The sequence below is a fragment of the Actinomadura sp. ATCC 39365 genome, assembly GCF_054392275.1.
Genome location: NZ_CP184335.1, coordinates 6,695,799 through 6,721,407, shown reverse-complemented (window position 1 = coordinate 6,721,407; position 25,609 = coordinate 6,695,799). Strand labels below are relative to the sequence as shown.

At 70.0% G+C, this 25,609-nt stretch carries 26 protein-coding genes and 2 pseudogenes; 15 read left to right on the top strand and 13 right to left on the bottom strand.

The window, feature by feature from the left end:
* Positions 1-27 precede the first annotated feature (27 nt).
* On the top strand, positions 28-201 hold the full coding sequence (locus ACNF49_RS32905; RefSeq protein ID WP_482940014.1) for a hypothetical protein: 174 nt from the start codon (positions 28-30) through the stop codon (positions 199-201).
* A gap of 40 nt (positions 202-241) precedes the next feature.
* Here ACNF49_RS32905 and ACNF49_RS32900 read toward each other — a convergent pair whose 3' ends face one another.
* A complete protein-coding gene (locus ACNF49_RS32900; RefSeq protein ID WP_357975772.1) occupies positions 242-670 on the bottom strand; it encodes a MarR family winged helix-turn-helix transcriptional regulator in 429 nt (142 codons plus the stop codon).
* Between the two features lie 14 nt (positions 671-684).
* Entirely contained in the window at positions 685-1,206 is a 522-nt protein-coding gene (locus tag ACNF49_RS32895; protein ID WP_482940013.1) for a TetR/AcrR family transcriptional regulator, read from the bottom strand.
* A gap of 31 nt (positions 1,207-1,237) precedes the next feature.
* Between ACNF49_RS32895 and ACNF49_RS32890 the strand changes: the two genes are divergently transcribed.
* Positions 1,238-1,381: a hypothetical protein gene (locus ACNF49_RS32890; RefSeq protein WP_482940012.1), complete on the top strand. Its 144-nt coding sequence runs from the start codon at positions 1,238-1,240 to the stop codon at positions 1,379-1,381.
* A 77-nt stretch (positions 1,382-1,458) separates the two neighbouring features.
* Positions 1,459-2,220, top strand: a pseudogene (locus ACNF49_RS32885) (TSUP family transporter).
* A 31-nt stretch (positions 2,221-2,251) separates the two neighbouring features.
* Here ACNF49_RS32885 and ACNF49_RS32880 read toward each other — a convergent pair.
* Together ACNF49_RS32880 and ACNF49_RS32875 are read right to left on the bottom strand one after the other, a co-directional pair.
* Positions 2,252-3,373: an MFS transporter gene (locus ACNF49_RS32880; protein WP_482940011.1), complete on the bottom strand. Its 1,122-nt coding sequence runs from the start codon at positions 3,371-3,373 to the stop codon at positions 2,252-2,254.
* On the bottom strand, positions 3,370-4,122 hold the full coding sequence (locus ACNF49_RS32875; RefSeq protein ID WP_482940010.1) for a DeoR/GlpR family DNA-binding transcription regulator: 753 nt from the start codon (positions 4,120-4,122) through the stop codon (positions 3,370-3,372). Before ACNF49_RS32875 ends, ACNF49_RS32880 begins: the two co-directional genes overlap by 4 nt.
* Before the next feature lie 44 nt (positions 4,123-4,166).
* On the opposite strand from ACNF49_RS32875, the gene ACNF49_RS32870 reads away from it, so the two are divergent.
* The 3 genes from ACNF49_RS32870 to ACNF49_RS32860 are packed head-to-tail and all read left to right on the top strand — an operon-like array spanning position 4,167 to position 6,063.
* Positions 4,167-5,138 carry a helix-turn-helix transcriptional regulator gene (locus ACNF49_RS32870; protein WP_482940009.1) on the top strand — a complete coding sequence of 324 codons (972 nt, stop codon included), beginning with the start codon at positions 4,167-4,169 and terminating at the stop codon, positions 5,136-5,138.
* A 60-nt stretch (positions 5,139-5,198) separates the two neighbouring features.
* Positions 5,199-5,810, top strand: a complete 612-nt coding sequence (locus tag ACNF49_RS32865; protein ID WP_482940008.1) for a LysE family translocator — start codon at positions 5,199-5,201, stop codon at positions 5,808-5,810.
* A gap of 40 nt (positions 5,811-5,850) precedes the next feature.
* Positions 5,851-6,063: a hypothetical protein gene (locus tag ACNF49_RS32860; protein WP_352328267.1), complete on the top strand. Its 213-nt coding sequence runs from the start codon at positions 5,851-5,853 to the stop codon at positions 6,061-6,063.
* Here ACNF49_RS32860 and ACNF49_RS32855 read toward each other — a convergent pair whose 3' ends face one another.
* Together ACNF49_RS32855 and ACNF49_RS32850 are read right to left on the bottom strand one after the other, a co-directional pair.
* Positions 6,064-6,489 carry an SRPBCC domain-containing protein gene (locus tag ACNF49_RS32855; RefSeq protein ID WP_482940007.1) on the bottom strand — a complete coding sequence of 142 codons (426 nt, stop codon included), beginning with the start codon at positions 6,487-6,489 and terminating at the stop codon, positions 6,064-6,066.
* Positions 6,486-6,788 carry an ArsR/SmtB family transcription factor gene (locus ACNF49_RS32850; RefSeq protein ID WP_498703858.1) on the bottom strand — a complete coding sequence of 101 codons (303 nt, stop codon included), beginning with the start codon at positions 6,786-6,788 and terminating at the stop codon, positions 6,486-6,488. The genes ACNF49_RS32855 and ACNF49_RS32850 overlap by 4 nt, the downstream gene beginning before the upstream one ends.
* A gap of 98 nt (positions 6,789-6,886) precedes the next feature.
* On the opposite strand from ACNF49_RS32850, the gene ACNF49_RS32845 reads away from it, so the two are divergent.
* Both ACNF49_RS32845 and ACNF49_RS32840 read left to right on the top strand, forming a co-directional pair.
* Positions 6,887-7,228, top strand: a complete 342-nt coding sequence (locus ACNF49_RS32845; protein ID WP_357975799.1) for a VOC family protein — start codon at positions 6,887-6,889, stop codon at positions 7,226-7,228.
* Between the two features lie 104 nt (positions 7,229-7,332).
* On the top strand, positions 7,333-7,848 hold the full coding sequence (locus tag ACNF49_RS32840) for a CGNR zinc finger domain-containing protein (RefSeq protein WP_357975802.1): 516 nt from the start codon (positions 7,333-7,335) through the stop codon (positions 7,846-7,848).
* Between the two features lie 45 nt (positions 7,849-7,893).
* Here the strand turns inward: ACNF49_RS32840 and ACNF49_RS32835 are convergent, their stop codons facing one another.
* Positions 7,894-8,655, bottom strand: a complete 762-nt coding sequence (locus ACNF49_RS32835; RefSeq protein WP_357975804.1) for an SDR family NAD(P)-dependent oxidoreductase — start codon at positions 8,653-8,655, stop codon at positions 7,894-7,896.
* A 139-nt stretch (positions 8,656-8,794) separates the two neighbouring features.
* On the opposite strand from ACNF49_RS32835, the pseudogene ACNF49_RS32830 reads away from it, so the two are divergent.
* Positions 8,795-11,091, top strand: a pseudogene (locus ACNF49_RS32830) (HelD family protein).
* Between the two features lie 72 nt (positions 11,092-11,163).
* On the opposite strand, the gene ACNF49_RS32825 reads toward ACNF49_RS32830, so the two are convergent.
* Positions 11,164-11,610 (bottom strand): MarR family winged helix-turn-helix transcriptional regulator, encoded by a 447-nt coding sequence (locus tag ACNF49_RS32825; protein ID WP_482940005.1) that lies wholly within the window; start codon positions 11,608-11,610, stop codon positions 11,164-11,166.
* 103 nt (positions 11,611-11,713) lie between these two features.
* On the opposite strand from ACNF49_RS32825, the gene ACNF49_RS32820 reads away from it, so the two are divergent.
* From ACNF49_RS32820 to ACNF49_RS32805, 4 genes are all read left to right on the top strand, one after another.
* On the top strand, positions 11,714-14,974 hold the full coding sequence (locus ACNF49_RS32820) for an efflux RND transporter permease subunit (protein WP_498703275.1): 3,261 nt from the start codon (positions 11,714-11,716) through the stop codon (positions 14,972-14,974).
* Between the two features lie 36 nt (positions 14,975-15,010).
* Positions 15,011-15,403: a recombinase family protein gene (locus tag ACNF49_RS32815; RefSeq protein WP_498703857.1), complete on the top strand. Its 393-nt coding sequence runs from the start codon at positions 15,011-15,013 to the stop codon at positions 15,401-15,403.
* A 66-nt stretch (positions 15,404-15,469) separates the two neighbouring features.
* On the top strand, positions 15,470-15,916 hold the full coding sequence (locus tag ACNF49_RS32810; protein ID WP_482940002.1) for a hypothetical protein: 447 nt from the start codon (positions 15,470-15,472) through the stop codon (positions 15,914-15,916).
* Positions 15,917-16,183: 267 nt separating this feature from the next.
* Positions 16,184-16,441 (top strand): hypothetical protein, encoded by a 258-nt coding sequence (locus ACNF49_RS32805; protein ID WP_482940001.1) that lies wholly within the window; start codon positions 16,184-16,186, stop codon positions 16,439-16,441.
* A gap of 71 nt (positions 16,442-16,512) precedes the next feature.
* Here the strand turns inward: ACNF49_RS32805 and ACNF49_RS32800 are convergent, their stop codons facing one another.
* Entirely contained in the window at positions 16,513-17,010 is a 498-nt protein-coding gene (locus tag ACNF49_RS32800) for a ricin-type beta-trefoil lectin domain protein (RefSeq protein ID WP_482940000.1), read from the bottom strand.
* A gap of 1,595 nt (positions 17,011-18,605) precedes the next feature.
* Here ACNF49_RS32800 and ACNF49_RS32795 point away from each other — a divergent pair.
* On the top strand, positions 18,606-18,800 hold the full coding sequence (locus ACNF49_RS32795) for a hypothetical protein (RefSeq protein WP_482939999.1): 195 nt from the start codon (positions 18,606-18,608) through the stop codon (positions 18,798-18,800).
* 713 nt (positions 18,801-19,513) lie between these two features.
* Here the strand turns inward: ACNF49_RS32795 and ACNF49_RS32790 are convergent.
* The 4 genes from ACNF49_RS32790 to ACNF49_RS32775 form a co-directional block, all read right to left on the bottom strand.
* On the bottom strand, positions 19,514-19,873 hold the full coding sequence (locus ACNF49_RS32790) for a hypothetical protein (protein ID WP_482939998.1): 360 nt from the start codon (positions 19,871-19,873) through the stop codon (positions 19,514-19,516).
* Positions 19,874-21,218: 1,345 nt separating this feature from the next.
* Positions 21,219-21,578: a hypothetical protein gene (locus ACNF49_RS32785; protein ID WP_482939997.1), complete on the bottom strand. Its 360-nt coding sequence runs from the start codon at positions 21,576-21,578 to the stop codon at positions 21,219-21,221.
* Positions 21,579-22,368: 790 nt separating this feature from the next.
* Positions 22,369-22,782, bottom strand: a complete 414-nt coding sequence (locus tag ACNF49_RS32780; RefSeq protein ID WP_482939996.1) for a hypothetical protein — start codon at positions 22,780-22,782, stop codon at positions 22,369-22,371.
* A gap of 512 nt (positions 22,783-23,294) precedes the next feature.
* Entirely contained in the window at positions 23,295-23,747 is a 453-nt protein-coding gene (locus tag ACNF49_RS32775; RefSeq protein ID WP_482939995.1) for a hypothetical protein, read from the bottom strand.
* Between the two features lie 365 nt (positions 23,748-24,112).
* Here ACNF49_RS32775 and ACNF49_RS32770 point away from each other — a divergent pair, with 365 nt between their 5' ends.
* The gene (locus ACNF49_RS32770) at positions 24,113-25,609 is read left to right on the top strand and encodes a DNRLRE domain-containing protein (protein ID WP_482939994.1); all 1,497 of its coding nucleotides are present in this window, start codon (positions 24,113-24,115) and stop codon (positions 25,607-25,609) included.

Sequence of the window (25,609 nt, the reverse complement as noted above, 5' to 3'; positions counted from 1 at the left end):
GTCCTGTACACCGACTTCCGCCACCAGATGGCCGACCTCGTCACCCGCGACCAGCAGACCGGCCGCATCCCCACCAGCCTCGACCCGTTCGACACAGCGCTCGCCCTGGTGGCGCTGGCCGAAGGGCTGTCCGCCTACGTGCTCACCGGCGTCACCGCCCGCAACCAGGTGCCGGCGGTGGCCGCAGGGGTCTACCGCTGAGTCCGCGGAGGGGAGAAAACAGGGCTGGGAGGCGGTGGGGTCAGGGGGTGGGGAAGGCGGTGCGGATCGCTTCGCCCACCTGTTGCTGGACGGGGTCGGCGTCGGGGCCGAAGAGGCGTTCGTCGACCTTGGTGATGGCCTGGGCGGCCTCCCGAAGGAGGCGTTGTCCCTCGGGGGTGAGCTCGATGGTCGAGGCCGACCCCGCCCGCGCCGTACGGTCGCGTACCAGCCCCGCCTGGACCAGCCCCTTGACCGCCGTGTGCACGCTCTGCACCGAGATGCCCGACATGCGGGCCAGATCGCTGAAGGACGCGCCGGGCACCCCGGAGATGTGTCCCAGCAGCCCCAGGCGGCTGATCGTCAGCTCAAGCGGCGCCAGCTCGGCGGAGAGCTCCGTCTCGACCCGCCGCGCCAGCGTCAGCACCACGATGGAGGTGCTCGACACGGGCGGTCCGTTCTCGATCGTCACCGGTCCAGTCTCGCCTACCCGGCCGGGACGGCGCCCGCCGGTCGCCCCGGTGCCGGGTAGACGGTGTGCAGGAGGTCGCGCAGGAAGGCGTCGAGGTCGTCGAGGCCGTACTCGGCCAGCGTCTCGGCCGGTTGGGTGAGCAGGTAGGTCAGGGCGGTGTTGAGGCACATCGTGACCGTCGCGGCGGTACGCCGGGTCGCCGGCAGGCCGGCCGCCTCGTGGGCGCGCAGGTGCAGGGCCAGGTCGGCGCGGGTGAGCTCGGCCAGCGTCGTGCGCAGCTCCGGTCGGCGTGCGGCCTCGGCGTGCAGTTCGAGGTAGGCCAGGACCCTCGACCTGTTGGCCGTGACCGCGTGGTCGACCAGGCGGCGCAGGAACGCGGCCAGCCCGTCGCGCCCCTGGATCTCCTCGGCCGGAGCCACTTGCAGGTCGGCCCAATAACGCTCGACGCAACGTTCGGCGGCGGCCCGCAGGAGGGCGTCGCGGGTGGCGAAGTCCCTGGGCCAGGGCGCCTGCCAGGCTCTCCTGGACGCCGACACCCCCACCACCTGCCTGCGGGAAGCCGGGGACGTGACGTCCGCGCTGCGTCGCTACGACGCCTCGCGCAGGAGACCGGCGCAACGCGTGGTCACCATGTCGCGCCTCATGACCCGCCTGGCCGGGCACCACCTGCAAGGCCCCCGCAACCTGCTGCTCCGCCTCCTCGCCGCCTGACTCCAGCACCGGAGGGGTGGGTGGTTGGAGGGGGGCTGTAGTCTTCTGGGCGTTTCCTGGGGGAGTGGGGGAGCGGCGTGCCGCTGGAGCAGGTTGTGGTGTTGCTGGCGGCCGCGGCCGGTGCCGGATGGGTCGACGCGGTCGTGGGCGGCGGCGGGCTGGTGCAGCTGCCCGCCCTGCTGATGACCGGCATGCCGCCCGTCCAGGCCATGGCGACCAACAAGTTCTCCCCGGTGTTCGGCACGGCCTCGGCCGCCGTGGCGTACGCGCGTTCCACCAAGATCGACCGTCAGGTGGCGTTACCGGGTGCGGCGCTGGCCGTGGTGAGCGCCGGGCTGGGCGCGTGGGCGGCCGCGGCGATCTCGGCCGACGTGCTGCGCCCGGTCGTGATGGTGGTGCTGCTCGGCGTGGCGGCGTTCGTCACGTTGCGCCCCTAGATGGGCGCCGTGCCGCAGCCGCACCTGCGGACCGACGCCCGGGTGGTGGCGGCGGTGGCCGCGGCGGGCGTGGGCATCGCCTTCTACGACGGCATCATGGGGCCGGGCACCGGCACGTTCCTCATCATCGCCTTCACCACCATCCTCGGCCTGGACTTCGTCGCCGCCTCCGCCTCCGCGAAGATCATCAACGTGGGCACCAACCTCGGGGCGCTGGCGGTGTTCGGGCTGCAGGGCCACGTCCAGTGGGCGCTCGGGCTCGGCATGGCGCTGTGCAACGTGGCCGGCGCCCAGCTCGGCGCCAGGATGGCGATCAGGCGTGGCACGGCGTTCGTCCGGGTCGTGCTGCTGTGCGTGGTGGTGGCGATGGTGATCAGGCTCGGCTGGCAGCAGTTCGGCTGACCCCCGGCACGCCGCCCCCGCGATCGGACGCCTAAGGGCGCAGCGCGGGGGCCGTCAGGGCGACGAAGGCCGCCATCAGCGCCGGTACGGCCAGCGCCCGCGGCAACCCGGCGACCTGGGCCACCGCCCCGATGATCACCGGCCCCGACAGGAACCCCAGGTACCCCACGGACGCCACCCGCGCCAGCGCCCGCCCGGCGAAGGCCGGGTCCCGGTGCCCCGCGGCCGAGAACACCTGCGGCACGATGCACGACAACCCCGCCCCGAAGCAGCCGAACCCCACCACCCCGGCCACCGGCCCCCCGCCGAGCAGCGCCAGCCCGAGCCCCGCCGCCGCCAGCAGCCCGCAGCACCGCACCAGCGCCACCGGCCCGAACCGGGCCGCCAGCCGGTCACCCGCCAGCCGCCCCGCGGTCATCGCGATCGAGAACGCGGCGTACCCGGCGGCGGCGAACCCCGCCGAGGAGGCCAGGTTCTCGCGCAGGTAGACCGAGCTCCAGTCGGCCGCCGCCCCCTCGCCCACCAGGCAGCAGAAGGCCAGCACGCCGAGGAACAGGATGCCCTTGGGCCGCCCGGCCCCCGGGCTTCCGGCCGGAAGGGGAGCGGGCACCGAGCGCAGCGCCCACCGCCCGGCCCACACCGCCAGCACGGCGATCACCGCCCCCACGCACCCGAACGTCACCGACGGCGGCAGCCCGGCCTGCGCGAACACCCCGCCCGTCGTCGCCCCGGCGAACCCGCCGATGCTGTAGACGGCGTGGAAGGACGACATCACCGGCCGCCCGTGGGCGCGTTCCACCTCGACGGCGTTGGCGTTCATGGACACGTCCAGGACGCCGTGGACGATCCCGAAGACCAGCAGCGCGGCGGCCAGCGCGCCCAGGTTCGGGGCGAAGGCGGGTGGCACCAGCACCACGCCCTGCAGCAGGGCCGCCGGGATCGTGACGCGGCTGCTGCCGTAGCGGTCCACCAGGCGGCCGACGGTCGTCATGCCCGCGACGGCGCCCGCGGCGATGGCCAGCAGCGCCAGGCTGAGCCGTCCCGCGTCGAGCCCGAGGCCCTCCTTGATGGCGGGGATACGGGCCGTCCACGTGCCGATGGCCAGGCCGGCCAGGAAGAACAGCAGGTAGACGGCCGTCCGTTCGCGTCTCACCCGGCCTCCTTGACGTCCACCCCGGCCGCGACGAGCGCGTCACGCTGCTCGGGCGGCACGCCCTCGTCGGTCACCACGACGTCCAGGCGGGAGATCGGGCAGACCGCGCCGAAGGCCGTACGGGAGAACTTGCCCGAGTCGCAGGCCACGACCACCCGCCGGGCGGCGGCGATGGCCGCCCGTTTGACCGCGACCTCGGGCAGGTCGTGCGCGGTCAGGCCGTGCTCGGCCGACAGGCCGCAACAACCGATCACCGCGGTGTCGAAGCGCAGCGCCGCGATCGAGCTCTCGGCGAGCGGACCGGTGACGTTCAGCTCGCCCTTGCGGACCTCGCCGCCGGGCAGCACCAGGCGCACCCGCGGCGCGGCGGCCAGCACCGAGACGGCCTGCAACGCCAGCGGCAGCACGGTCAGCCGCCGTCCGGCCAGGGCACGGGCCACCTCCAGCACAGTGGTGCCGCCGTCCAGCACGACCGCCTCCCCGTCGGCGATCAGCGCCGCGACCTGGACACCGATGCGCCTCTTGGTTTCCACCGCCTCCCGCTCGCGCACCCCGAACGGCGGCTCCTCGCCGCGCAGCAGCAGGGACAGCGCCCCGCCCCTGACCCGGCGGACCACGCCCTGCTGGGCCAGGTCGTCCAGGTCGCGCCGGATCGTCATCTCCGACACGCCGTGCCGCTCGGCGAGCTCGGTCACCGAGACGCTGTCCTGGGCGCGAAGGGCGTTCATGATGGCGGTCAAACGTTCCATCTGTTCATACAAACATCGAAAATGTGCGCAATACAATGACGAATATGCGTGCCAGTCGTCTGCTCTCCCTCCTCCTGCTCCTGCAGACGCGAGGCCGCATGACCGCGCCCGAGCTGGCCGCCGAGCTGGAGGTGTCGATCCGCACGGTCTACCGGGACGTCGAGGCCCTGTCGGCGGCCGGCGTCCCGGTCTACGCCGACCGCGGACCGGCGGGCGGCTACCAGCTCCTGGACGGCTACCGCACCCGCCTGACCGGGCTGACGGCCGAGGAGGCGTCCTCGCTGTTCCTGGCCGGGCTGCCGGGACCGGCCGCCGAGCTCGGGCTGGCCGAGGTCGCGGCGACCGCGGAGCTGAAGCTGCTGGCCGCGCTGCCGCCCGAGCCGCGCTCGCACGCCTCGCGCATGCGCGAACGCTTCCTGCTGGACGTGCCCGGCTGGTACCGCTCGGCCGACGACGTGCCGCACCTGAGCGACGTGGCCGAAGCGGTGTGGGAGCAGCGGCCGCTGCACATGACCTACCGCCGGTGGGGCCGGCGGGAGGTCGACCGGGTGATCCACCCGTACGGGCTGGTGCTCAAGGGCGGCTCCTGGTATCTGGTCGCCGCCCCGCCCGAGGGCACACCGCGCACCTACCGGGTCTCGCGCATCCTCACCGTCGAGCAGCTTCCCGGCCGTTTCCGCAGGCCGGAGGGGTTCGAGCTGGCGGCGTTCTGGCGGGAGTACGCCAAGGAGTTCCGCGAGCGCATGTACACCGCCGAGGCCGTCATCAGGCTGGCGCCCGGCCGGGAGGACCTGCTGGCGTACACGATGGGGTCCGACGTGGTCGCCGCGGCGCTGGGGGCGGCGGGCGAGCCCGACCCCGAGGGCTGGCGCACGATCACCGTGCCGGTCGAGTCGCTCACCCACGCCCGCTGGCTGCTGCTGCGCATGGGCGCCGACGTCGAGGTGCTGGAGCCGGCCGAGTTGCGGGCGCTGATGGCCGAGGCGGTGGCCGGCCTCGGCAAGCTGTACCTCTAGATCAACCTGTCCGGATAAATCGCGAGAAAAAAGGCCGCTTTCTCTGTCAGCATGCCCAGCATGTACCTTCTGGCTTTCGTGGGCGCATGCTTCCTGGTGGCCATGGTCCCCGGCGTGAGCACCGCCATCATCCTGCGTCAGACGCTCCGCTCCGGTCGCGGCTCCGGCCTGGCGGCCACGCTGGGCAACGAGACCGGCATCCTGCTGTGGGGGCTGGCCGCCGCGTTCGGGCTCTCGGCGCTGCTGGTGGCCTCGCAGGTCGCCTACGACGTCATGCGCGTCACGGGCGCGGTCGTGCTGGTGGTGATGGGCGCGCAGGCGCTGTGGAACTCACGCAGGGGGACCCCGCCGGTGGAGGGCGAGGCGGTGGCCGGGCTGCGCAGGTCCTACCTGTCGGGGCTCGGCACCTGCCTGGCCAACCCCAAGGCCGCGGTGTTCGCGATGTCGTTCCTGCCGCCGTTCGTGCCGGCCGGGCAGAACGTGCCGCTGACGCTGGTCACCCTCGCCGTCGTGTGGGTGCTGGTGGACACCGTCTGGTACGGCCTGCTCATCTGGACCGTCGCCAAGGCCAGGGACTTCCTCGGCCGCCCGGCCGTCAGGCGCCGCCTGGAGCAGATCTCCGGCGTCGTGCTCATCGGCCTCGGCGTCCGTCTGGTCCTGGACGCGCGATGACCCGCTGAGCCGGCGGGAGATCGTGGACTACCTTTAGGACATGACCAACGACCTGGCGTCCCTGATGAGGCAGGCGCAGGACGACGATCCGCTGCTGGCCCTGCACGCCACCACCGCGCTGCGGCGCGAGATCGAGCGCCTGGAGGCCGTCCAGGTGCGCCGGGCCAGGGTGGCGGGCCTGCCCTGGGCGCAGATCGCCGACGCGATCGGCGTCAGCAAGCAGGCCGTGCACAAGAAGTACGGCCGCCGCTGATCACGCTCGCGTCCATCGGGCGGCGAACCAGCCCAGGACGATGTTCCAGGAGTAGCCGCGGCGGATGCGCCCGGCCACGTCCGGGGGCAGGGTGTCCAGGCCGCGGTGTTCGAGCAGCACCTGCGTGCCGTCCTCGACCGGGGTGAAGGCCACCTCGATCTCCATCCGGCCGCCCGGGTTGAGCAGGTCGGCCCAGACCAGGCGGCGGGGCGGCTCCCAGCGCACGATCCGGCCCATGTCGGCGTGGCCGCCGTCGTCCCACAGCTCGCGCAGGTAGCCGTCCTGGAAGCGGATGGCCACCGCGCGGGCGGGGTCGACCGAGCTGTGGCGGCCGCGCACGTACCACTGGTCGATCTCGTCGGTGAACATCCGGAACGCGGTCGCCGGATCGACCGGCACGACGACCTCCGCCCGCACCGCGTTCACCGCCCGCGCTCCACGTGGTCCTTGAACGAGCCGAGCTGCTCGGCCCAGAACGCCTGCACCTGGTCCAGCCACGCCTGCAGCGCCGCGAACGGCTCCTGGCGCAGGGTGTAGAGCCGCAGCCGGGCGTCGTCGCCGTCCGCCTCCGCCCGCACCAGGCCGCCGGCCCGCAACACGCGCAGGTGCCTGCTGAGCGCGGGGGCGCTCATCCGCACCGCCTGGGCCAGCTCGCCGGCCGGGCGCGGGCCCTCGCGCAGCAGGTCGATCACCTTGCGCCGGGTGGGGTCGGCGAGGGCGGCCAGCGTGGCGTCCAGATCGTTAACGTCGCTGTTAATCTTTGCCTGCTTCCGTTATGGTGTTGGTGCTTAACGATAACGGCAATTGTTGCGGGGAGACGTGCATGAGTGTCCAGCTGGGTTACTACACCCTGTCGGTCGAGGACCTGGAGCGGGCGGCGGCCTTCTACGGGCCGCTGTTCGGCTGGGAGTTCAGGCGCGAGCACGAGCGCTACCTGCACGTCACCAACACCGACGTGCCGATGGGCCTGCACGCCGCCGGCCCGTCCGCGCAGCCCAACCTCTACTACCACGTCGAGGACATCGACGCCGCCGTCGAGCGGGTGCGCGAGCTCGGCGGCACGACCGGCGAGGTCTACGAGAGCAAGTCCGGCCGCGGCTGCTCCTGCACCGACGACCAGGGGACCGAGATCAGCCTGTGGCAGCCCGCCCCCGGCTTCGAGTGACCCTGACCCGGCCGGGCTCGCTGTCTGGGTAAGCTCCGCCGGTGACGACAGACGCGTGGCGCATCACCGGCCAATCCCAAATAGACAGTTATGTCGGAAGATGGGTGGATCTGGCCGTCCTGCTGGTCAACGAACTGGCCGTCACCCAGGCGCGCGGCCGTCCCGCCGAGCCGCCCGCCGACCGGCGCGCCGCACTCGACGCCGCCTTCGTCCGGTACGGATGGACGCCCAGCCGGGCGCTGACCAGCGCCGACGCCGACCGGCTGGCCGGAGTGGCCGACGAGCTGTGGCCCGCCTTCACCGCCGGCCCCGCCGCGCCGGCCGCGCTGAACCGGGCCCTGCTGCGGCACGGCGCCGTGCCCAACCTGCACGGCGACCCGCCCGTCCTGGCCTTCCACGGCCCCGCCGCCGGCCTGGTGGACGCGTGGGCGGCCGACACGGCCACCGCCCTGGCCATGGTGATCGGCGTCGGCCAGGGGGTACGGCTGCGCACGTGCGAGGCGGCGGCCTGCGAGCTGGTCTTCTTCGACGCCACCCGCAACGCCTCGCGCCGGTTCTGCGGCCTGTCGTGCCAGAACCGCGCCAAGGCCAGCGCCTACCGCGCCCGCCGCCGCGCCTGATGTGATCTACAATGTAAAGGCGTCGGGCCGGAACGGCCGCCACCGTCAGTGCACGGAGAAACCGCCGTCGACGAAGAGCAGCTGGCCGGTGACGAACGCCGAGGCGTCCCCCGCCAGGAACACCGCCGCGCCCGCGAAGTCGCCGGGCAGGCCGTTGCGGCCGGTCATGTGCCGGGCGGCCAGCTCCTCGACGCGCCCGGGGACGGCCTGGGCGGGCTCGGTGAGCGGGGTGAGCACGAATCCGGGGATGATCGTGTTGACGCAGACGCCGTGGGCCGACCACGCCTCGGCCTGCGAGCGGGTGAGGCCGGTGACGGCGGCCTTGGCCGCGCCGTAGACGCCGCTGTGGCCGAAGGCGCTGATGGACTGCTGGGAGCCGATGTTGATGATGCGGCCCCGGCCGCGGGCGGCCATGCGCGGGCCGAAGTGCTGGCCGAGCAGGTAGGGGGCGGTCAGGTGCACGGCGATGGTCTGCTCGTAGTCGCCGGGGGTGAGCTCGGCCATGGGCTTGCGGATGTTGTTGCCGGCGGCGTTGACCAGGATGTCGATCTCTCCGGCGGCGGCGCACAGGCGGGCGAGGTCGTCCCGGTCGTGCAGGTCGGCGCTGACGGCGGAGGTGGTGACGCCGTGGGCGCGCAGCCGTTCGGCGGCCCGGTCGAGCTCGGCGGGCCTGCGGGCGGCGAGAACGACCTCGGCTCCGGCCCGGCCGATCGCCTCGGCCATGGCCAGGCCGATGCCGGAGCTGCCGCCGGTGACGAGCGCGCGGCGGCCGTGCAGGGAGAACAGGTCACGCAGATAGTCCGACACGACCGCTCAAGTTAGCACCAGCCACGGCAAGGCGGACGGGCGGCGTCGGTTGCCGGGAAGGCGAAGGAGGGCTAAGCTCGTGAGCTCGGCAATACGATAAGCGGCTCCACAGAGCTCCCGTAAAGGAGTATAGCAGGGAATGGCTAATCGTCAAGATGGTCTCGCGGAAGCTCTTGACAACGAGCAGCGTACGGTCCGGTGGCTGTACGCCCGGCTCGACGCGGCCAGGGAGCGGGCGCAGGCGACGCTGCGCCAGGTGTACGCCGGCGGTGGCGCGCTGGGCAGCCGGCAGGCGCGGGTCGAGCGCGAGGTGACCGCCTCCGAGCAGGCGCGGCGGCTGGCCCAGCTCAACGCGGTCGAGCGCGGCCTGTGCTTCGGCCGGATCGACGACTCCGGCGGCGTCAGCACGTACGTCGGCCGGATCGGGCTGCGCGACGAGGACCACGAGTCGGTGCTGATCGACTGGCGGGCCCCGGCCGCGCGCCCGTTCTACGTGGCCACCGCCACCGACCCGGGCGGCCTGGTGCGGCGCAGGCATCTGCATCTGAAGGACCGCACGGTGGTCGGCATCGACGACGAGGTCTTCGACCTGGACGGCATGTCCGACGGCGACCGGCGCACGCTGGTGGGGGAGGCGGCGCTGCTGGCGGCGCTGCGGCGCGGCCGTACCGGCCGGATGGGCGACGTGGTGGCCACGATCCAGATCGAGCAGGACCGGGTGATCAGGGCGGGCCTGCAGGGGGCACTGGTGGTGCAGGGCGGGCCGGGCACCGGCAAGACCGTCGCGGCCCTGCACCGGGCCGCCTACCTGCTCTACACCCACCGCGACACGCTGGAGCGGCGCGGGGTGCTGGTGGTGGGGCCCAACCCGATGTTCCTGCGCTACATCGGGCAGGTGCTGCCGGCGCTGGGGGAGACGCAGGTGGTGATGGCCACGGTGGGCGAGCTGTTCCCCGGGGTGCGGGCGGTGGCCGCCGATCCGCCGGCGGCCGCGGTGGTCAAGGGCGACCTGCGGATGGCCGAGGTGGTGGCCGCGGCGGTGGCCGACCGGCAGCGGGTGCCGGCGGGGGATCTGCAGGTGGAGCTCGACGGTCTGCGGCTGCGCGTGCCGCACGCGGTGTGCGTGCGGCTGCGCGAACGGGCGCGGGCGGTGCGCCTGCCGCACAACATGGCTCGCAAGCTGTACGTCACCGAGCTGCTGAAGGAGCTGGCCAGGGCGGAGGCGCGGGCGCTGGAGGAGTCGCTGCACCTGGAGGAGCTGGCGGTCGACGACCCGGAGCTGGCCGAGCCGCTGGACCTGGAGGGCGACCTGGACGAGACGGACATCGCGCTGGCGGCCGAGCGGCTGTGGGGGAGGAGCCGGTGCGGCGCGCGGTGGCCGAGCTGTGGCCGGAGCTGACGCCGCAGGAGCTGGTCGCCGATCTGCTGTCCGCGCCGGACACGTTGTGGTCGGTGTGCCCGCCGGGCCTGGACTGGACTCCGCTGGTACGGCCCCGCGAGTCGCCGTGGACGGTCGGCGACGTGCCGCTGCTGGACGAGGCGGCCGAGCTGCTGGGCCACGACGACTCGGCCGACCGGACGGCGGCGCGGCGCGCGGGGGAGGAGTGGGCCGAGCAGGAGCTGTACGCGCGCGAGGTGCTGGAGACCACCGGCCTGCTGGAGGAGGGCGTCTTCGACCGGGCCGACGTGCTGGCCGAGCGGCAGGCCGACGACGGCGCGGGGCTGACGACGGCCGAGCGGGCGGCGGCCGACCGCACGTGGGCGTACGGGCACGTGATCGTGGACGAGGCGCAGGAGCTGTCGCCGATGGCCTGGCGGACGGTGGTGCGGCGGGTCCCGGCGCGGTCGCTGACCGTGGTGGGCGACCTGGCCCAGACGGGGTCGGCGGCGGGGGCGCGCTCGTGGGCGCAGGTGCTCGACCCGTACCTGGAGGGGCGCTGGCGGGAGGAGCGGCTGCTGGTCAACTACCGCACGCCGGTGGAGATCATGCGGGTGGCGGCCGACGTGCTGGCGGCGGTGGCGCCGTGGCAGGAGCCGCCGGAGTCGGTGCGGGACGGCGGCGACGAGCCGCGCGCGGTGCGGGCGGCGGTGGAGGAGCTGCCGGCGCTGGTGGCGGCGGAGCTGGCCGAGCTGGGCGCGCGGGGCGAGGGCGGCCGGTTGGGGATCATCACGTCCGACGGGCTGCACGCGCGGGTGGCGGCCCTGTTCCCGGGGGCGGACGACCTGGACGCGCCGGTGGCGGTGCTGACGGTGACGCAGGCCAAGGGCCTGGAGTTCGACGGGGTGGTGGTGGTCGACCCGGCGGGGATCCTGGAGCAGTCGCCGATGGGCGGCCACGACCTGTACGTGGCGGTGACGCGGGCGACGCGGCGGCTGACGGTGGCCCACGAGGGCGAGCTGCCGGCGATGTTGTCCCGCCTGAAATCTACAATGTAAAGCCGCCGGGTTGGTGACATTCATCCGGAATTCACCGAAAAAGCGGCCACGATCGGGAGCGCGCCGGACGGGTCACTCGTTGTAGAGCTTGTCCGCGACTTCGTGGATGCGGCGGATGGCGTGGTCGAGGGCGCGCAGGGTCTCGGTGTCCAGGTGGGACATGATGCGCTTGTAGTGTCTGAGGCCCGCGTCGTTGATCTCGGCGATCAGGGTGGCGCCGGCGGGGGTGAGCTCGACCCGGCGCACCCGGCGGTCGTTGGGGTCTTCGTGCCGGCTGACCAGGCCCTGGGCGACCAGGCGGTCAACGATGCCGGTGACGGTGGCCAGGCTGACGCCGAGGGTGTGGGCGAGGTCCTGACCCGAGGCGGAGCCCTGCGTCGACAGCTGCATGACGACGCGGAGCTGCCGGATGGTGAGATTGGAGCTGAACAGGGGGGACTGTTGCCGGGTGAACAGTCTTCCCAGGTCGCGCTGTGTCTCGGTGATCCGGCGGATCAGGTCTTCGCGGTCGTCGCTCACGCTCACCTCTCGCTTCCTGAGAAGGTTATCAGGAAAGCTGCATCAGGCTAAATATTCGTATTAGGCAAAGTGTTAGTCTGGGGCGAACTTTGGAGGGGAGCCTATGACCGCTTTCGCCCGGTTGAGTCTGCTCAACCGCAGTCTTGTCATCTTGGTAGCGGTCGTGATCACCGCGTTCGGCGCGTTCACGATTCCGCAGTTGAAGCAGCAGCTCCTGCCGTCGTTGGCGTTCCCGGGCGTGTTCGTCATCGCGCCCTTCCCGGGCGCCTCGCCGGAGATCGTCGAAGACCAGGTGACGAAGCCGATCGAGGACTCCTTCCAGGGGATCCCCGGCATGGAGCAGATGACCTCCACGTCGAAGGAGGGCATGGCCCAGATCCAGGTGGCCTTCGAGTACGGCACCGACGTCGAGGCCTCACTGAACAAGATGCAGCAGGCCGTCGCCAGGATCACGCTCCCGCAGGGCGTCGATCCGCAGGTGGTGGCGGGCAACACCGACGACATCCCGGTGCTGGTGCTGGCGGTGGGCGACGGCGGCGACGAGCGGGCGATGGCCGACAAGCTGCGCCGCATCATGGTGCCGGAGCTGCAGAGCGTCGAGGGGGTGCGCGAGGCCGCGGTCACCGGCACCCGTGACGAGGTCGTCACGATCGAGCCGGACGTCAAGAAGATGGCTCTGGCCGGGGTGTCGGCGGCGCAGATCCCCGAGGTGCTCAAGGCGAACGGCACGCCGATCCCGGCCGGGTCGCTGACCTCCGACGGCAGGTCGCTGACCGTGCAGGTGGGGGCGCGGGTCGACTCGCTGGAGAAGCTGAAGAACCTCTACCTGACCCCCGCGCAGCCCGCCCAGCAGCAGGCCCAGACCCCGGCCCAGACTCCGGGGCAGGCACAGGGCCGCCCGCAGGCCGGTCAGCCGGCCCAGACGGGCCGGGCGGCCGTGCCGCAGCAGGTGGCGCGGCCCAAGCCGCTCAAGCCGGTCAAGCTCGGTGACGTGGCCGAGATCAAGCGCGGCCTGGCCGACGCCTCGACGATCACCCGTACCGACGGCAAGACCAGCCTCGGCGTGTCGGTGACGATGACGCCCGACGGCAACGCGGTGACGATCTCCCACGAGATCCGCGAGAAGCTGCCGGAGCTGACGCGGTCGCTGGGCGACTCCTCCGACACGCAGGTGTCGGTGGTGTTCGACCAGGCGCCGTACGTGGAGGAGTCGATCGAGAACCTGACCACCGAGGGCCTGCTGGGGCTGGCGTTCGCGGTGCTGGTCATCCTGGTGTTCCTGCTGTCGGTGCGTTCGACGCTGGTCACGGCGGTGTCGATCCCGCTGTCGGTGGTGATCGCGCTGCTGGCGCTGTGGGCGGGTGACTACTCGCTCAACATGCTGACGCTGGGCGCGCTGACGATCGCGGTGGGCCGGGTGGTCGACGACTCGATCGTGGTGCTGGAGAACATCAAGCGCCATCTGGGTTACGGCGAGGCCAAGCTGCAGGCGATCCTGACCGCGGTGCGGGAGGTGTCGGGGGCGGTGACGGCCTCGACGCTGACGACGGTGGCGGTGTTCGCGCCGATCGCGATCGTGGGCGGCATGGTCGGCGAGCTGTTCCGGCCGTTCGCGGTGACGGTGGCGGTGGCGTTGCTGGCCTCGCTGGTGGTGTCGCTGACGGTGGTGCCGGTGCTGGCGTACTGGTTCCTCAAGGCGCCGGCGTTGTCGCCGGAGCAGGCGCGGGCCCAGCGTGAGGAGGCCGAGGCCAAGGAACTGCGCAGCCCGTTGCAGCGGGCGTACCTGCCGGTGTTGCGGTTCGCCACGCGGTACAAGCTGGTGACGGTGCTGATCGGGGTGGCGGTGTTCGTCGGGACGATGGGCCTGGCGGGCGGTCTGCGGACGAACTTCCTGGACTCCTCCGGGCAGAACACGATCTCGCTGACGCAGAAGATGCCGGTCGGCACCGATCTGGCCACGACGGACAAGGCCGCCAAGAAGGTCGAGGGCGTGCTGTCGGGGCTGGCCGGTGTGGAGACGTACCAGGTCAACGTGGGTGGCGGCAACGCCATGCAGGGCGGCGTGGGCGGTGGCGCGGACCGGGCGTCGTTCTCGGTGACGGTCAAGGACGGCGCCGAGCCGGCGACCGTGGAGCAGCAGCTCCGCGAGAAGCTCACGGGCCTGTCCGGGGTCGGCGAGGTCACCGTCGGCGGCTCCGGCGGGGGCGGGTTCTCCTCCGACACGGTGAGCGTGATCGTGCAGGCGCCCGACGCCGAGTCGCTGCGCACCGCGACCGACGCGGTCAAGGGCGCGATGGGCCAGGTGAAGGGTCTGCGTGACCTGTCGTCGAACCTGGAGGCCAGCGCGCCGCGCATCGAGGTCGCGGTGGACCGGGAGAAGGCGGCAGCCAAGGGGCTGTCGGAGGGGCAGGTCGGCCAGGCGGTGGCGCAGGCGTTCCGCGGCGCGCCGCTGGGCCAGATCACTCTGGACGGCCGTAGCAGCGACCTGGTGCTGCGCGGGGGCGAGGCGCCCGAAGACGTCAAGGCGATCGAGGACCTGAAGCTGCCGACGGCGGCGGGGCTGGTGAAGTTGTCGTCGGTGGCCAAGGTGGAGCAGGTGGCCGCTCCGACGCAGGTGACCAGGATCGACGGTGAGCGTTCCGCGACGGTGTCGGGCAAGGTGGAGGCGTCGGATCTGGGCACTGTCACGCAGGAGCTGACGACGAAGCTGGAGTCGGTGGCACTGGGCGCCGGTGCTCGGTACGAGATCGGCGGCGCCTCGGCCGACCAGGCGGACGCGTTCTCCGACCTGGGCATGGCGATGCTGGCGGCGATCGCGATCGTGTTCATGATCATGGTGGCGACGTTCCGGAGCTTCGTCCAGCCGCTCATCCTGCTGGTGTCGATCCCGTTCGCGGCGACCGGCGCGGTGGGGCTGCTGGTGGCGACCGACACCGCGATGGGCGTGCCGGCGCTGATCGGCATGCTGATGCTGATCGGCATCGTGGTGACGAACGCGATCGTGCTGATCGACCTGATCAACCAGTACCGGGATCAGGGGATGGGCGTGGTCGAGGCGGTGATCGAGGGCGGCCGGCGCAGGTTGCGGCCGATCCTGATGACGGCGGTGGCCACGATCTGCGCGCTGACGCCGATGGCGCTGGGCGTGACCGGGTCGGGCGGGTTCATCTCGCAGCCGCTGGCGATCGTGGTGATCGGAGGCCTGGTGACCTCGACGCTTCTGACGCTGGTGCTGGTGCCCACCCTCTATGTCGCCGTGACTCGGAAGCGTGATCGAGGACCGCGCCACGCTGATTCCAGCCATCGCCTCCGTGAGAGTGTCGATGATGCTGGAGGAAAAGATCTCGCCGGCAATCCGGCGTGATGCCATAAGGCGTCAGCCGCCCGGCGGGGTTACTACATCCCGCCGGGCGCTTGGCCGGACGGCGGCTGGATCGAAGATCTTGACGTGTCCGGGAGGAACTTCCAGCGGACGATCATGGCGGCCATCTCCCAAGTGGAGAAGGGTGCTGCCAAGGCGATCCTCGTGTGGAAGTATTCCCGCTCCGGCCGCAACCGGATGGGCAACCAGCTCAACCTCGCCCGGATGGAAACAGCGGGCGGCGAACTGGTCTCGGCCACCGAGGAAGTGGACGGGAAGACCGCAGTCGGCAAGTTCACCTTCATGACCCGGACTGCTTGTGCGGGAAGGCGTCGCGCTGCCACCGGAGGGTGTTCCGGCCCGGGGCGCATGATGCTCTCATCAGTAACGAGCTGTGGAAGCGGTACCTGCGGCTGCGAGAAGCCAGGGTGACACGGCCGTCGCATTTCCGCGCACCGGTTCACCGGTTTCATCACCTGCCGGCATTGCGGCGGCGGGATGTACCTGAACAGCCACCAGAAGGGTTTCATCTGCGGGTCCCGTGCCCGGCACGACGAGGTGGTGTGCGGGTCACGGTTCGCGCTGTTGAAGGCCGTGGACGACGCTCTGCTGCGGCTGCTGGTGGAGTGGGCGCCCGAGATCGAGGCCGCCGCCGGAATGTGCACGGCCGAACCGGAACCCGCGCGGCCGGACGCCAACCTGAAATGGCGGCGTGACCAGATCGCCAACCGCAAGCGCAAGGGCAGCCGAGGAGGCCGCCCGCGCGCCTTCGACGCGCTCACCTACAAGCACCGCAACCTGGCCGAACGCTGCATCGGCAAGCTCAAGCAATGGCGCGCCATCGCCACCCGCTTCGACAAGCCGGCCAGCCGCTACCTGGCCGGCGTCACCATCGCCTCACTCATGCTCTGGCTCCGGCAAGCCGAATTGTCGGACACGCTCTAGTGGATTCTGGAGGCGTCCGGGACCGACTCGACCGGTCCCGGACGTACGGCACCGGACCGCCGGATCACCGGCGGACGCGGTCTACTTCACGCAGTCTTCCTTCCTCCACTCGATCCGGACGACGGTCGCGGGGATTCGGAGATCGGTGTACTCGTGTCCCTGCCCGAGGTCACCGTCCACGGCGCGGTGAACGCATCTCGCCGCGCCGGTGCCGTCCCCATAGATGTAGGTGACCCAGACGGGTCATAGGTTTCTTGCCTGCCGTTGTTGAAGAAGGATCGGACGTTCTTGTACGGGCTGGCGGCCACGCTGGAAGACCAGTTCTCGCCACGGCCGATACCGATCTTCGTTCCTGGGGAGATGACCTCTGTCGAATACACACAGAAGTCTCCAGCCGCGCAGCCGTACTGGGTGGAAGAGGAAAGGCTGCCTGCGCTCGCAGGCGACGCGAACGTCAGCCCTGTCAGAGAGATGGCGGCGACGGCTGCCGGGATGAATCTTCTCAGCATGAGTTCTCCTCGTTAGTTGCCTGGGCCGGCCCAGGGCGGCGAAAGGCCGGCTTGCCGACTGACGTCTCTGCGCGGTGCGCGAATGGGTCAGCGCCAGATTCGGACCGTCCACTGTGCGTTCTTCACCGGGTCTATCGGCCCACAGTGCATACGGAGGTCGAGCGTGCCCGCTTCGTCGTAGAGGTCGCACTTATGGAAGTAGTTTTTAATACTTGTGAATACTTCTGGGAAGCGATAAGCCGTCGTGAACCATTGCTGCGAGGAGTCGGCCGCTGAGCACCCGGCGAGCACCACCCCGTTGCTGGCTTCGCTTCTTCCGGCCAGACAACGGCCAGGGAACCTGACGCTCTCCAGCGAGTAGACGTCGAGAGCCCAGGAGTGGATTCTCCAGAGCTGCCACCCCTCTTCCGGCTTTCCTGCCTCTTTGTTGCATGCCCTGGTGTGGACGTCGCCCGTACCAGCGTCTATGCAGTCGCCGGTTCCCCGGCTGAAGATTCTGACGATTGGATCGGCGGAGGCTTGGGCGGGGCTGCTCGACAGCCCGACGATCGTGAGCCCGACGACCGCGAGGACGCTGGCCAGCATCCGAGTCATGCTTCCCTTCCTCGGCCGGAGTGTTTTTGATTTCCGCACGGATCTCTCCTTCGTTCGAGTGGTAATTGCCCGTGACGTCGCGCAGCATCACGGCGGCGGCTCTCAGCCGGGGCGACTGCGGGATTGTCCGGAACCCCGATTCACCGCCTGGACAACACTTGATCGCGCTACCGATGCGACAGAGCAAGTTCATCCCGTCGGGGCCCGTTTGCGCCGAAGGTCTGGCCCACGGGCGCTCGCTTCGCTGGTCATGGAGGAATTCCTCCCGGAGTAGAAATCGATCGAGATAAACTGACCTGGAGCTATCGAAGCCAGTCGCGCTTAATTTCGCTATGGCCGCGCTTTTGGCCGATGTCAGACGTTCGCGTCTATGACCACCAGGTCCATCGCCTCTGCCTCGCTGACCTGATGGCCGCCTGCGTATCCCCAGGTGAGGCGGTACGCAATTGGCCTAGCTCCACCCGACGCTTGTCGTTCTTGGGGTGGAGACGACCGTGTGCCGTCGAGGGCGAGTGCCAGGCGTGCTTGTCCACCAGCCACGTCACCGACCTCGGCCCAGTGGGGGGAGCGGGTCCGAAAGTGAGGAAGGCCGCGCAGTGCGCGGCCTTCCCGAGGTCGAGACCCGCGACCAGATCGCTCAGCTGCAGGCGGTCAACCTACGCGAGCTGAGCAGCCGAGTCGCCGTTCCGGCCTCCAGAACATCACATCGCGCCTGACGGTGCTCTCACGCGGCGGCCCGAGCCGTTGCGGGGCCTTCGCGCGCCAAAATCGTGACGCTTGGAGCCGACCACAGCACGCCGCCAAGCGGCCATCTCGGCATGCCCGGAAACCGAATCCGCGGCGTGCGAGGCAGCCGCGTCCTCACCAGCCCCCACCGACGCGATGGACGGGGGAGTGGCACCGCTCGTCCCCGCCGGGCACATCGTCGCGCCCGCCCACCCCCTCTGGCATGACCTGCCAGGCGAACCGGCGCGCTGACTGAGCACGGAACGCTCTGCGGTCCGCCTGGCAGGTCATGCGCCGCTCGACCTGGGCGATGCTGACCCGCGCCGAAGAAGGGAGCCACCTGGCGGCACCTGGCCGCCGAGCTCGGCCTGTCGCAGCGGACCGTTGCCAAGCTGTACGCGTGGTTCATCGACGCCGGCCTGCTGGCTCGCGCCGTGCCCGGCACGACCGCCCGCTACCGCAAGGGCACCCGATGCGGGCTGGACGACGATGGGCGCGGCAACCAAGCCGCGCAGTACTTGCTAATCATCCCGGAGGCGATCCTGGAGGCCGAGGACGACGACGATTTGGCATCAGCGACAGTGGCCCCGGCCGGAGAGGATGAGGTGCCCTGGCCGTGCCAGACGGTCCCGACCCGCCCCCCAGCCCGGCATTCCCGCACCTCAAACCCCTGTGGAAAGATCGTTCACCCCCACCCCCACCCACTCCTGAAGGTGATGACTCTCCCCCACGCGCGCGAGGCGCGTCCGGCCATACGCACGACGCCGGACGGTGGGTGGCCGGCGACCGTCACCCCGGGGGACCGACTCGCCGCGTGCGAGCGATTGCGGGAGGAGCTGCCCCCGCTCCGGAAGCTGTCAGTGCGACATCTCCGCTCGTTGCTGCGGACCGCGTCCGACCTCGGCGCGACCGTCAGCGACATCCGGCACGCGCTCGACCACCGGCCGGACGGCAGCGCATGGATTCACACCAGTGCCCCGCGCTGGGTGCCCCGATGGGTGCAGCACCTCTTGTCAGTGTGGATCGCACGGGACGAGCAGCTCGTCGCCCCGTGACCGGTTCAGCGGCGGATGGCCGAGCATGCCGCACTGCTCACCGAGCAGCGTGCCCGCCGCGAGGCGTACGAGCAGGCTGACCAGAACCGGCTTGGTGGCCGCTTGGGCTACAGCCAGAGGTGGTCATGGTGATGATCGGCAGGGCCGGTCGCTGCCTGCCGAACCCGTGGGTCGGCGAGAGTCGCGAGCGCTGGTCAGGCCCAGGCGGCAGGAGGCTCGCTAACGTGATCTACTTTGTAAAGGGCGGGAAGCTGTTGTGAATCAACACTTCAGGCTGCAGAAACCTCAGCCATGACCAAGGCTCTCTACTTGCGAATCAGGGCGGGGAGCTCCTCGATCGAAGGTCCGCCTCGCGTGAAGGCGGCGCGCGCGGCCACTTCGGGGAGAAGGCACCCTCGCCGGGCTCGCGCCTGGGCGAGGGTGCGGCCAGCGGCGGCGAGCGCCGCCGAGGGCGGCGTGTTTCTGGCCGGAAACCCAGGGACGCCTGGTGGTCAACGGTCAGGCCGCTGGTTCTCCTGAGCTCCTCGGCAACATGCCGGTCACTCACGTGGCATCCACCATGAGTACGAGTCCACTGCCTGGACGGCGACACAGCACAATGCCCCCTGACCAATGGCCCGATAGGGGCCGAAAACGGTCGCGATCAACGCGAATGCCGTGCCCCGTAGGTTCAGGGCACGGCAAGCGGCGTCAGCGGATCAGACCCGGTCGACTCAGGCGGGCGGCGTGATGTCGGCGAAGGGGCTGCAGTTGGCAGGCCAGGGCCGCGTCGCCATGGTGCCCGGAGGCGGGAAGACGGTGCACGTGCTCTGCGCTATGCGGGAGTGTGCGTTGAGCACGGTGACGTGCACTGTCGTCCCCTCGTCGGGCGCAGCCAGAGTGATGTCGACCAGGTGGCCGAAATTCCTGGGCAGTCGCGAGGACAGGTCGTGCCATCGTGGCGTCGTCCGCGGGTCCCTGATGAATACCTTGTGCTCCCGAATGACCCCTACGAACTTGGTCGGCGGCCTCTCCTCGTCCTCTGGGTCCCCCTGGAAGGCCGAGTCGATCGCGACAGCGTTGTCGTCGTCCATCCCGACGGGGAAGGAGCGATTGTTCGCCTTCACGACCTTGGCATCCGCGAGGCCGTGAGCGCTGACGACCGATGTCGCCTGGACGCCGGCAAATGCTGAGGCTGGAAGTGAAAGAGCCGTGAGTGCGCTGGTTGCCGTAGCGGCTAGAGCAAACGCCAGCGTACGTGTGATGCCGAGTGGGTGCGAAGCGCGCCCGCTCTGGTGTTGAGCCACGTGTTTCCCCTGTAGATGCCAGTTTGTACGAACGGGGTCAATAGCTGCCCCTAAATGGTTGCAAATTTGAGGTACCCCTCCAGTGAAGCGATAAAGCGCGCAAGTCTTTCTGTAGAAGGCAAGGAGTATCGAAAAGACAAATAAAAAGCAATCATGTAGCAGCAAATAGGGGCGAGCGTGCATATTTGGGCAAATCGTCCCAGACGTGGCGAGTGAGCTCCGGGCTCGCATGTACCGGGCGCGGACGCGGCAACCCGACCCGGGCGGCGCGCCTGCCCTCTACGCCCGCCCGCCCGACAGGGGCCGGCCGAGCAGGCGGTCCAGCAGGTCACCGGCACCTATTCGGGGTTCGTCCTGGGGCCTCATCATCACCATCCGCGCGAACCGGGTCGACCGCATGCCGCTTCCTCGCAGAGCGCATGGAGGACACGGGCACGACCTGCCCGCCCTCGCGCTCATGCACGCACCCCTGTCAGCCGATCCCGCCCCCCTCGCCAACCGCCGCACCCCTCATCCCCGCCCTCGAAGGGAGAAGCATTCGTGTCGGACGCCGTACCGCCTGACGGCCCGCCACTGCGTCGCCAACGCCCCGGGAAGAACCTCACGGGGCGCTCATCCGTGCGCTCGCGTTGATCGCTGCGCAGCGTCCCCGCCGCACCGGCGCCTTCCGGCCCTCAAGGAGCGGGAGCCGTACGCCTGCATCGCGGTCGCCCTCCTGGCATCTCGGGACTTGCCGTCCGGCTGCGACCTCCGGCAGGCGCCGAGCCGCGTCAGGCATCTGTTCACGCCCGGCGCGCTCTCGCTGCTCAAACACCTCCATGAGGCCAACCACCGCGGAACCTTGTGGGGAGAACTGCCCGACCTCGCCGAGCGCCTGTTCGCATGCGCGTGACGTCGCTGTTGCGAGGACGGCACGTTGACGTCCGATCTGACCCTCATCGTCGGCGCGCTCGTACGGCTTGCCGTTCGCCGCGAGGGGATCACACAACAGCGCAGCGTTCAACGTGTGAAGCGCTACGCCGATCAGCTGTAGCCAACCGGAGGCCGCGCGGCTTTTCGCGTGTCGGCGAGCCCCCCACCCCGCCGACAGCCGGCCTGACGGCCGCCTGCGGTTGGTGTCCGGGTTCTTGGTTCATGCTGGTGGTGAGTGGGGGGATCTTGTTGCGGCTGCGGGCCGGTGTGGGGTGTCGGTGAGGTCGGTTCGGCGGTGGGTGGGGGAAGGAAGGCTTGGGCCGGATGCGGCGGGGCCGACCACGATGTTGCGGGGTGATGGCCGGCGGGTGGTGCGTGCTGACCGGTTGTTGCAGGTGGAGCGTCCGGTGCGGGCGCGGCGGTGCGATCGGGGTGTGCGGCCGGTGGGGAAGAGGGCGCGGTAGGTGCCGATCGTCAGGTGGGTGATGACGAGGGTGAGTGCGATGAGACCGCCGAGGGCAATGATGAGCAGCATGAGCTGGTCGATGGTCTCGCGGGTGGCCTGAACGGCAGAGAGCATGCGCGTCCCTTCCAGGTTCTGGAAGGGACGGCGATGGCCCTTGGTGTGTGGTGCTGTGTTGCCCAGTCTGCCATGTTCGGATAGCGGGCGGGGAGGTGTAATCGGGGGTTCGGCTGCCGACGCCTCCGAATGGCTGAGGGGATTGGTCTCGCGTCTTGGGGACGCTGCGAGGGAGGGCCGTTGTCGTGGCGGATGTGCGTGGCCAGCGCATCGAGCACATGCGCCTGCACGCGATCCCGCGCGCGGACCGCAACCCCAAGGAGCACGACATACCCGCCATCCGCCGTTCGATCGAGGAGTCATGGCCGACGACCACCAGCCCGAGGAGAACTGCCCGAGCCGCGTGGCGTCGACGAGGGGTGGCACGTCCGCGCGCTCATGTGCCATTCGCTTGCGTGAGGGACATACGCGTCCAGCGCGCAGCGATCGTCCTCCTACGCTTGGCGAGAACCTCGAGGCATTGTCACTGATATCGATGACAAGCGCTGAAGCGCGGCTTGGCCGATGAGGGTGGCGTGGTTGAAGAAGATGTTGGTGTTCCACCACCCGTAGCCCACCAGATTCACTGGCGCGCTGAGTCACGACTCACGGGAATGACCTGCGCCGGAGCTTACGTTGACGAAGCGACCTTGACCCCTGAGACGTTCTGGGACCAGCTCCTCGCCGGTGTGGCGTGCCCGGCTCGATGATCTTCTGCACGACGAATCCCGACGCGCCCAACCACTGGCTCCGTCAGAGATTCATCCTCGGGCAGGGCGAGCCACTTCCGGAGTGCGGTGAACGCCCAATCTCACTCCGGTGGGGAGACCTTGCAGAGTGCCGCCCACTTTCGCTCAGCCTCCTGCAGCCTCTCCAGCTCTGCTTGGCTGTTCTGCTCTCTTCGTAGCGCGGCCGCCCAGTCCTGGTGGGCGTATACCGACTCGCGCAAGCTCCCGCGGAGCTTCGGATCATCGGTTGCCTCCGCAGCAGTGAGCAGCCTATCGGCATATGCCAGGGCATTCACTTGCCATTCCTCTGGCGTCACAGTGATCGTCTGGGCATTGCGAGCAGCGACTGCCAGGGCGCAAGCTTTGGACCGTGCAGAGTCCTTGTTGTTCAACAGGTCATCGAAACTCTTGATGCCGAAGAACGCCAAGATGGTGATTATGGACACCGCGATCCCCAGGACCGCAGCGAATTTCAGCTTATCAGAACCGTCGCTCACCTATTTGTCTCCGTCACCCGAAAGCGTTGCTGCCCCGAGTATAGGATTGAGGTGGCGGTTTGGCGGAGCTTTTTGCCTGGAATCTGGCCTGGCCGTGCAAACCGACAAGCTCGCCCTCTCCAAGAGCTCATAGTGGCCGCAGAAGTGGCGCGGATGGTCGCCCGGTGCGGGCGTCCTGAAGCTCGGCCGCCGTGGTGACGAGGTGGTCATCTAGCCGCCGGCTGCTGCCCCAGTGCGTAGGTGCTCGATCTTCGGATGCCTGGACCGCTTTTGCGGAGGGCCAGGTGCTGGAACCGGCTCGACGTCACGCGTCTCGCTCGTACTTTCGACGGCACGGCGGCCTGCGGAAGATCGCAGACAAGGATGGTGACGGCCCCCGGAATGCTGCCCCTGTCCGGAACCCGGGGGCCGTTCCTGGCTGCCGAAGCAGAGCGACCACAGGACGCGGGCGCGCTCGGCGGAGACAACCAGTGGTGCTCTCCATCATGGGATCTTCCGCGTCCCCCCGGGCGTCACACGTCGTTGAAGGAGGCGCTCTGGTCGAACAGGGTCCGGAAGGGGTAGAGGCTTTCGAAGATGACGGCGCGGGTGGTCACCTGCGCGCCGCCGACCGCCCATTGCGAGGCGATGACGTAGTGGGCGTTGACGGCGATGTTGGCGCAGCCGGTGAGGTCGGCGTACCCCATGGGCTGGTCGGATGAGTAGGCGCGGCCTTCGCCTCTGCAGCCGTTGCCGGTCTCTCCCTTGGCGACGATGTAGATGTCGGAGATCAGGTCGAGCCCGTTCTTGCCGGCGCAGAGCCGGATGGTCCAGCCGTTCTGCGACCTGTCGGCGCATCCGCCGGCCGCCTGGGCCGGAGTCGTGGCGCCGGCCACGACAGAGGCGCTCATCAGGAGCGCGCCGAGCACTGCTGCCGTCCGGCGGAGATTGCTGCGGTCGCGGTGTGTTCCGTCGGCATGGGGCATGCGCCGTTCCCTTCGTCGAACCGTTCCGTGGAATTGCGTGTTCTGGCGCGAAGGCCAGGTGCTTCATGTGTAATTTCTGTGGTCCGCGGGCGGCAACGTGTTCATTGGATCCACGGCGGGCTCGGGCTGTGGTGGTTTTGGGGGACACGGGCTCCGCGGTGGCGGCTCCTGGTGACCGGCCCGCCACCGCGCGCATTGCGAGAATGGCAATTACCACTTGGTTCGGTCAGATTAATCGTCCGAAGGGCGTTCGGTGTTACCGGAATCGGCTTTTTATTCGTTGTGATCTTTGCCATGTTGCCGCAAGATCTTGACGCCCGGTAAAGCTTGTTTGCTATTTCAGCTCACGACAGATTGTGGTGTCAGTGAACAAGTTAGTCAGCCGGGCCAGGTTGAGCGGGAGACCGTCTCAGCGCCTCGCCGTCGCCGCGGCGCTCACGGTGGCGGCATCGCTGCTGGTCGCAGGGGCCGTCCCGCCGGCCCAGGCCGAGCCGGAGCCCACCCGCCCCTCTGCTCCCACGGTCACGGCGTTCCCCCGCCCAGAAGATCCGGACGCTCCGCTCAGAGCCGCCGTCGAGACCGCCAGGCAACTGAACAAGCCCGTCCCGGTGGAGGCGGTCTTCACCGAGACGTCGCGTACCTGGGCCTATCCCGACGGGCATCTGACCCTGCAGTCCTATGCGGGCCCGTCGCAGCTCAAGCAGGCCGACGGCTCCTGGGCCTGGATCGACACCGACCTGGTCGAGCGGAACGGTGTGCTCAAACCCAGGCTGTCCAAGGCGGACATCGCGTTCTCGCTGGGCGGTGGCACGCCGTTCGCCTCGATGGAGCGCGGGAAGGGGCAGCGGCTCGCGCTGTCCTGGCCGACGGAGCTGCCGAAGCCCGAGGTCAGCGGCAACGTCGCCCGTTACGCCGATGCGGCGGGGGCCGGCGCGGACCTGGTGGTGACGGCGTTGCCGACGGGGTTCCGGCACGACGTGGTGCTGCGGCAGCGTCCCGCCGGTCCGGTCGAGCTGCGCATCCCGGTCACGACCGAGGGGCTGACCCTGGGTGAGGGCAAGAAGGGCAAGGGGCTGACGCTGACGGACGCCAAGGGCAGGCAGGTGGCCTCGGCCGCCGAGCCCGTGGCCGTCGACGCCGGTCCCAGCGCGGCTGAGGCCAAGGCCGGGAAGGTGGTCCCCCCTCGTACGGGGAAGATCGACACCGAGGTGGTGACCGAGAAGGGCCGCCAGGTGCTGGTGCTGCGGCCGGATGCGGCGTTCCTGGCCGACCCGGCCACCCGCTACCCCCTGACCGTCGACCCCACCACGACGTTGCCGCTGCTCAGCGACGTGGTCATCAGCAACGACCTCAACGACAACACCTCGGCGACCTCCCCGAAGCTGGAGACGAGTCTCGCCCGCACCTACACCGACGGTCACCTGACCAACGTCAACTCGCTGCTGAAGTTCGACACCTCCGCGCTGACCGGCCGTTCGGTGGGCAACGCCCGGCTGGAGATGTACGCCGAGCAGGATGTCGCCTGCCGCTGGTACGGCCCGGGTGGGGTGGAGGTCAAGCGGGTCACCTCCGGGTGGAACGCCGACGGCGTGGGCTGGAGCACGAGGCCGTCGGTGACCAGTTTCGGATCCTCCGTGCAGATCTGCCCGAGCACGTCGTCGATCGATGACAACGGCAACTGGATCCCGCGCACCATCACGTGGGACGTCACCGCGATCGCCAACGCCTGGGCGTCCGGGGCGCAGAGCGAGGGTGTGCAGGTCTCGGCCTACACCGACTTCGACCACCAGCCCTCCCAGGGCAACGGCTTCTGGATCTACTACCACTCCGCCGAGCGGGTGGGGGCAAGCCGCCGAAGCTGA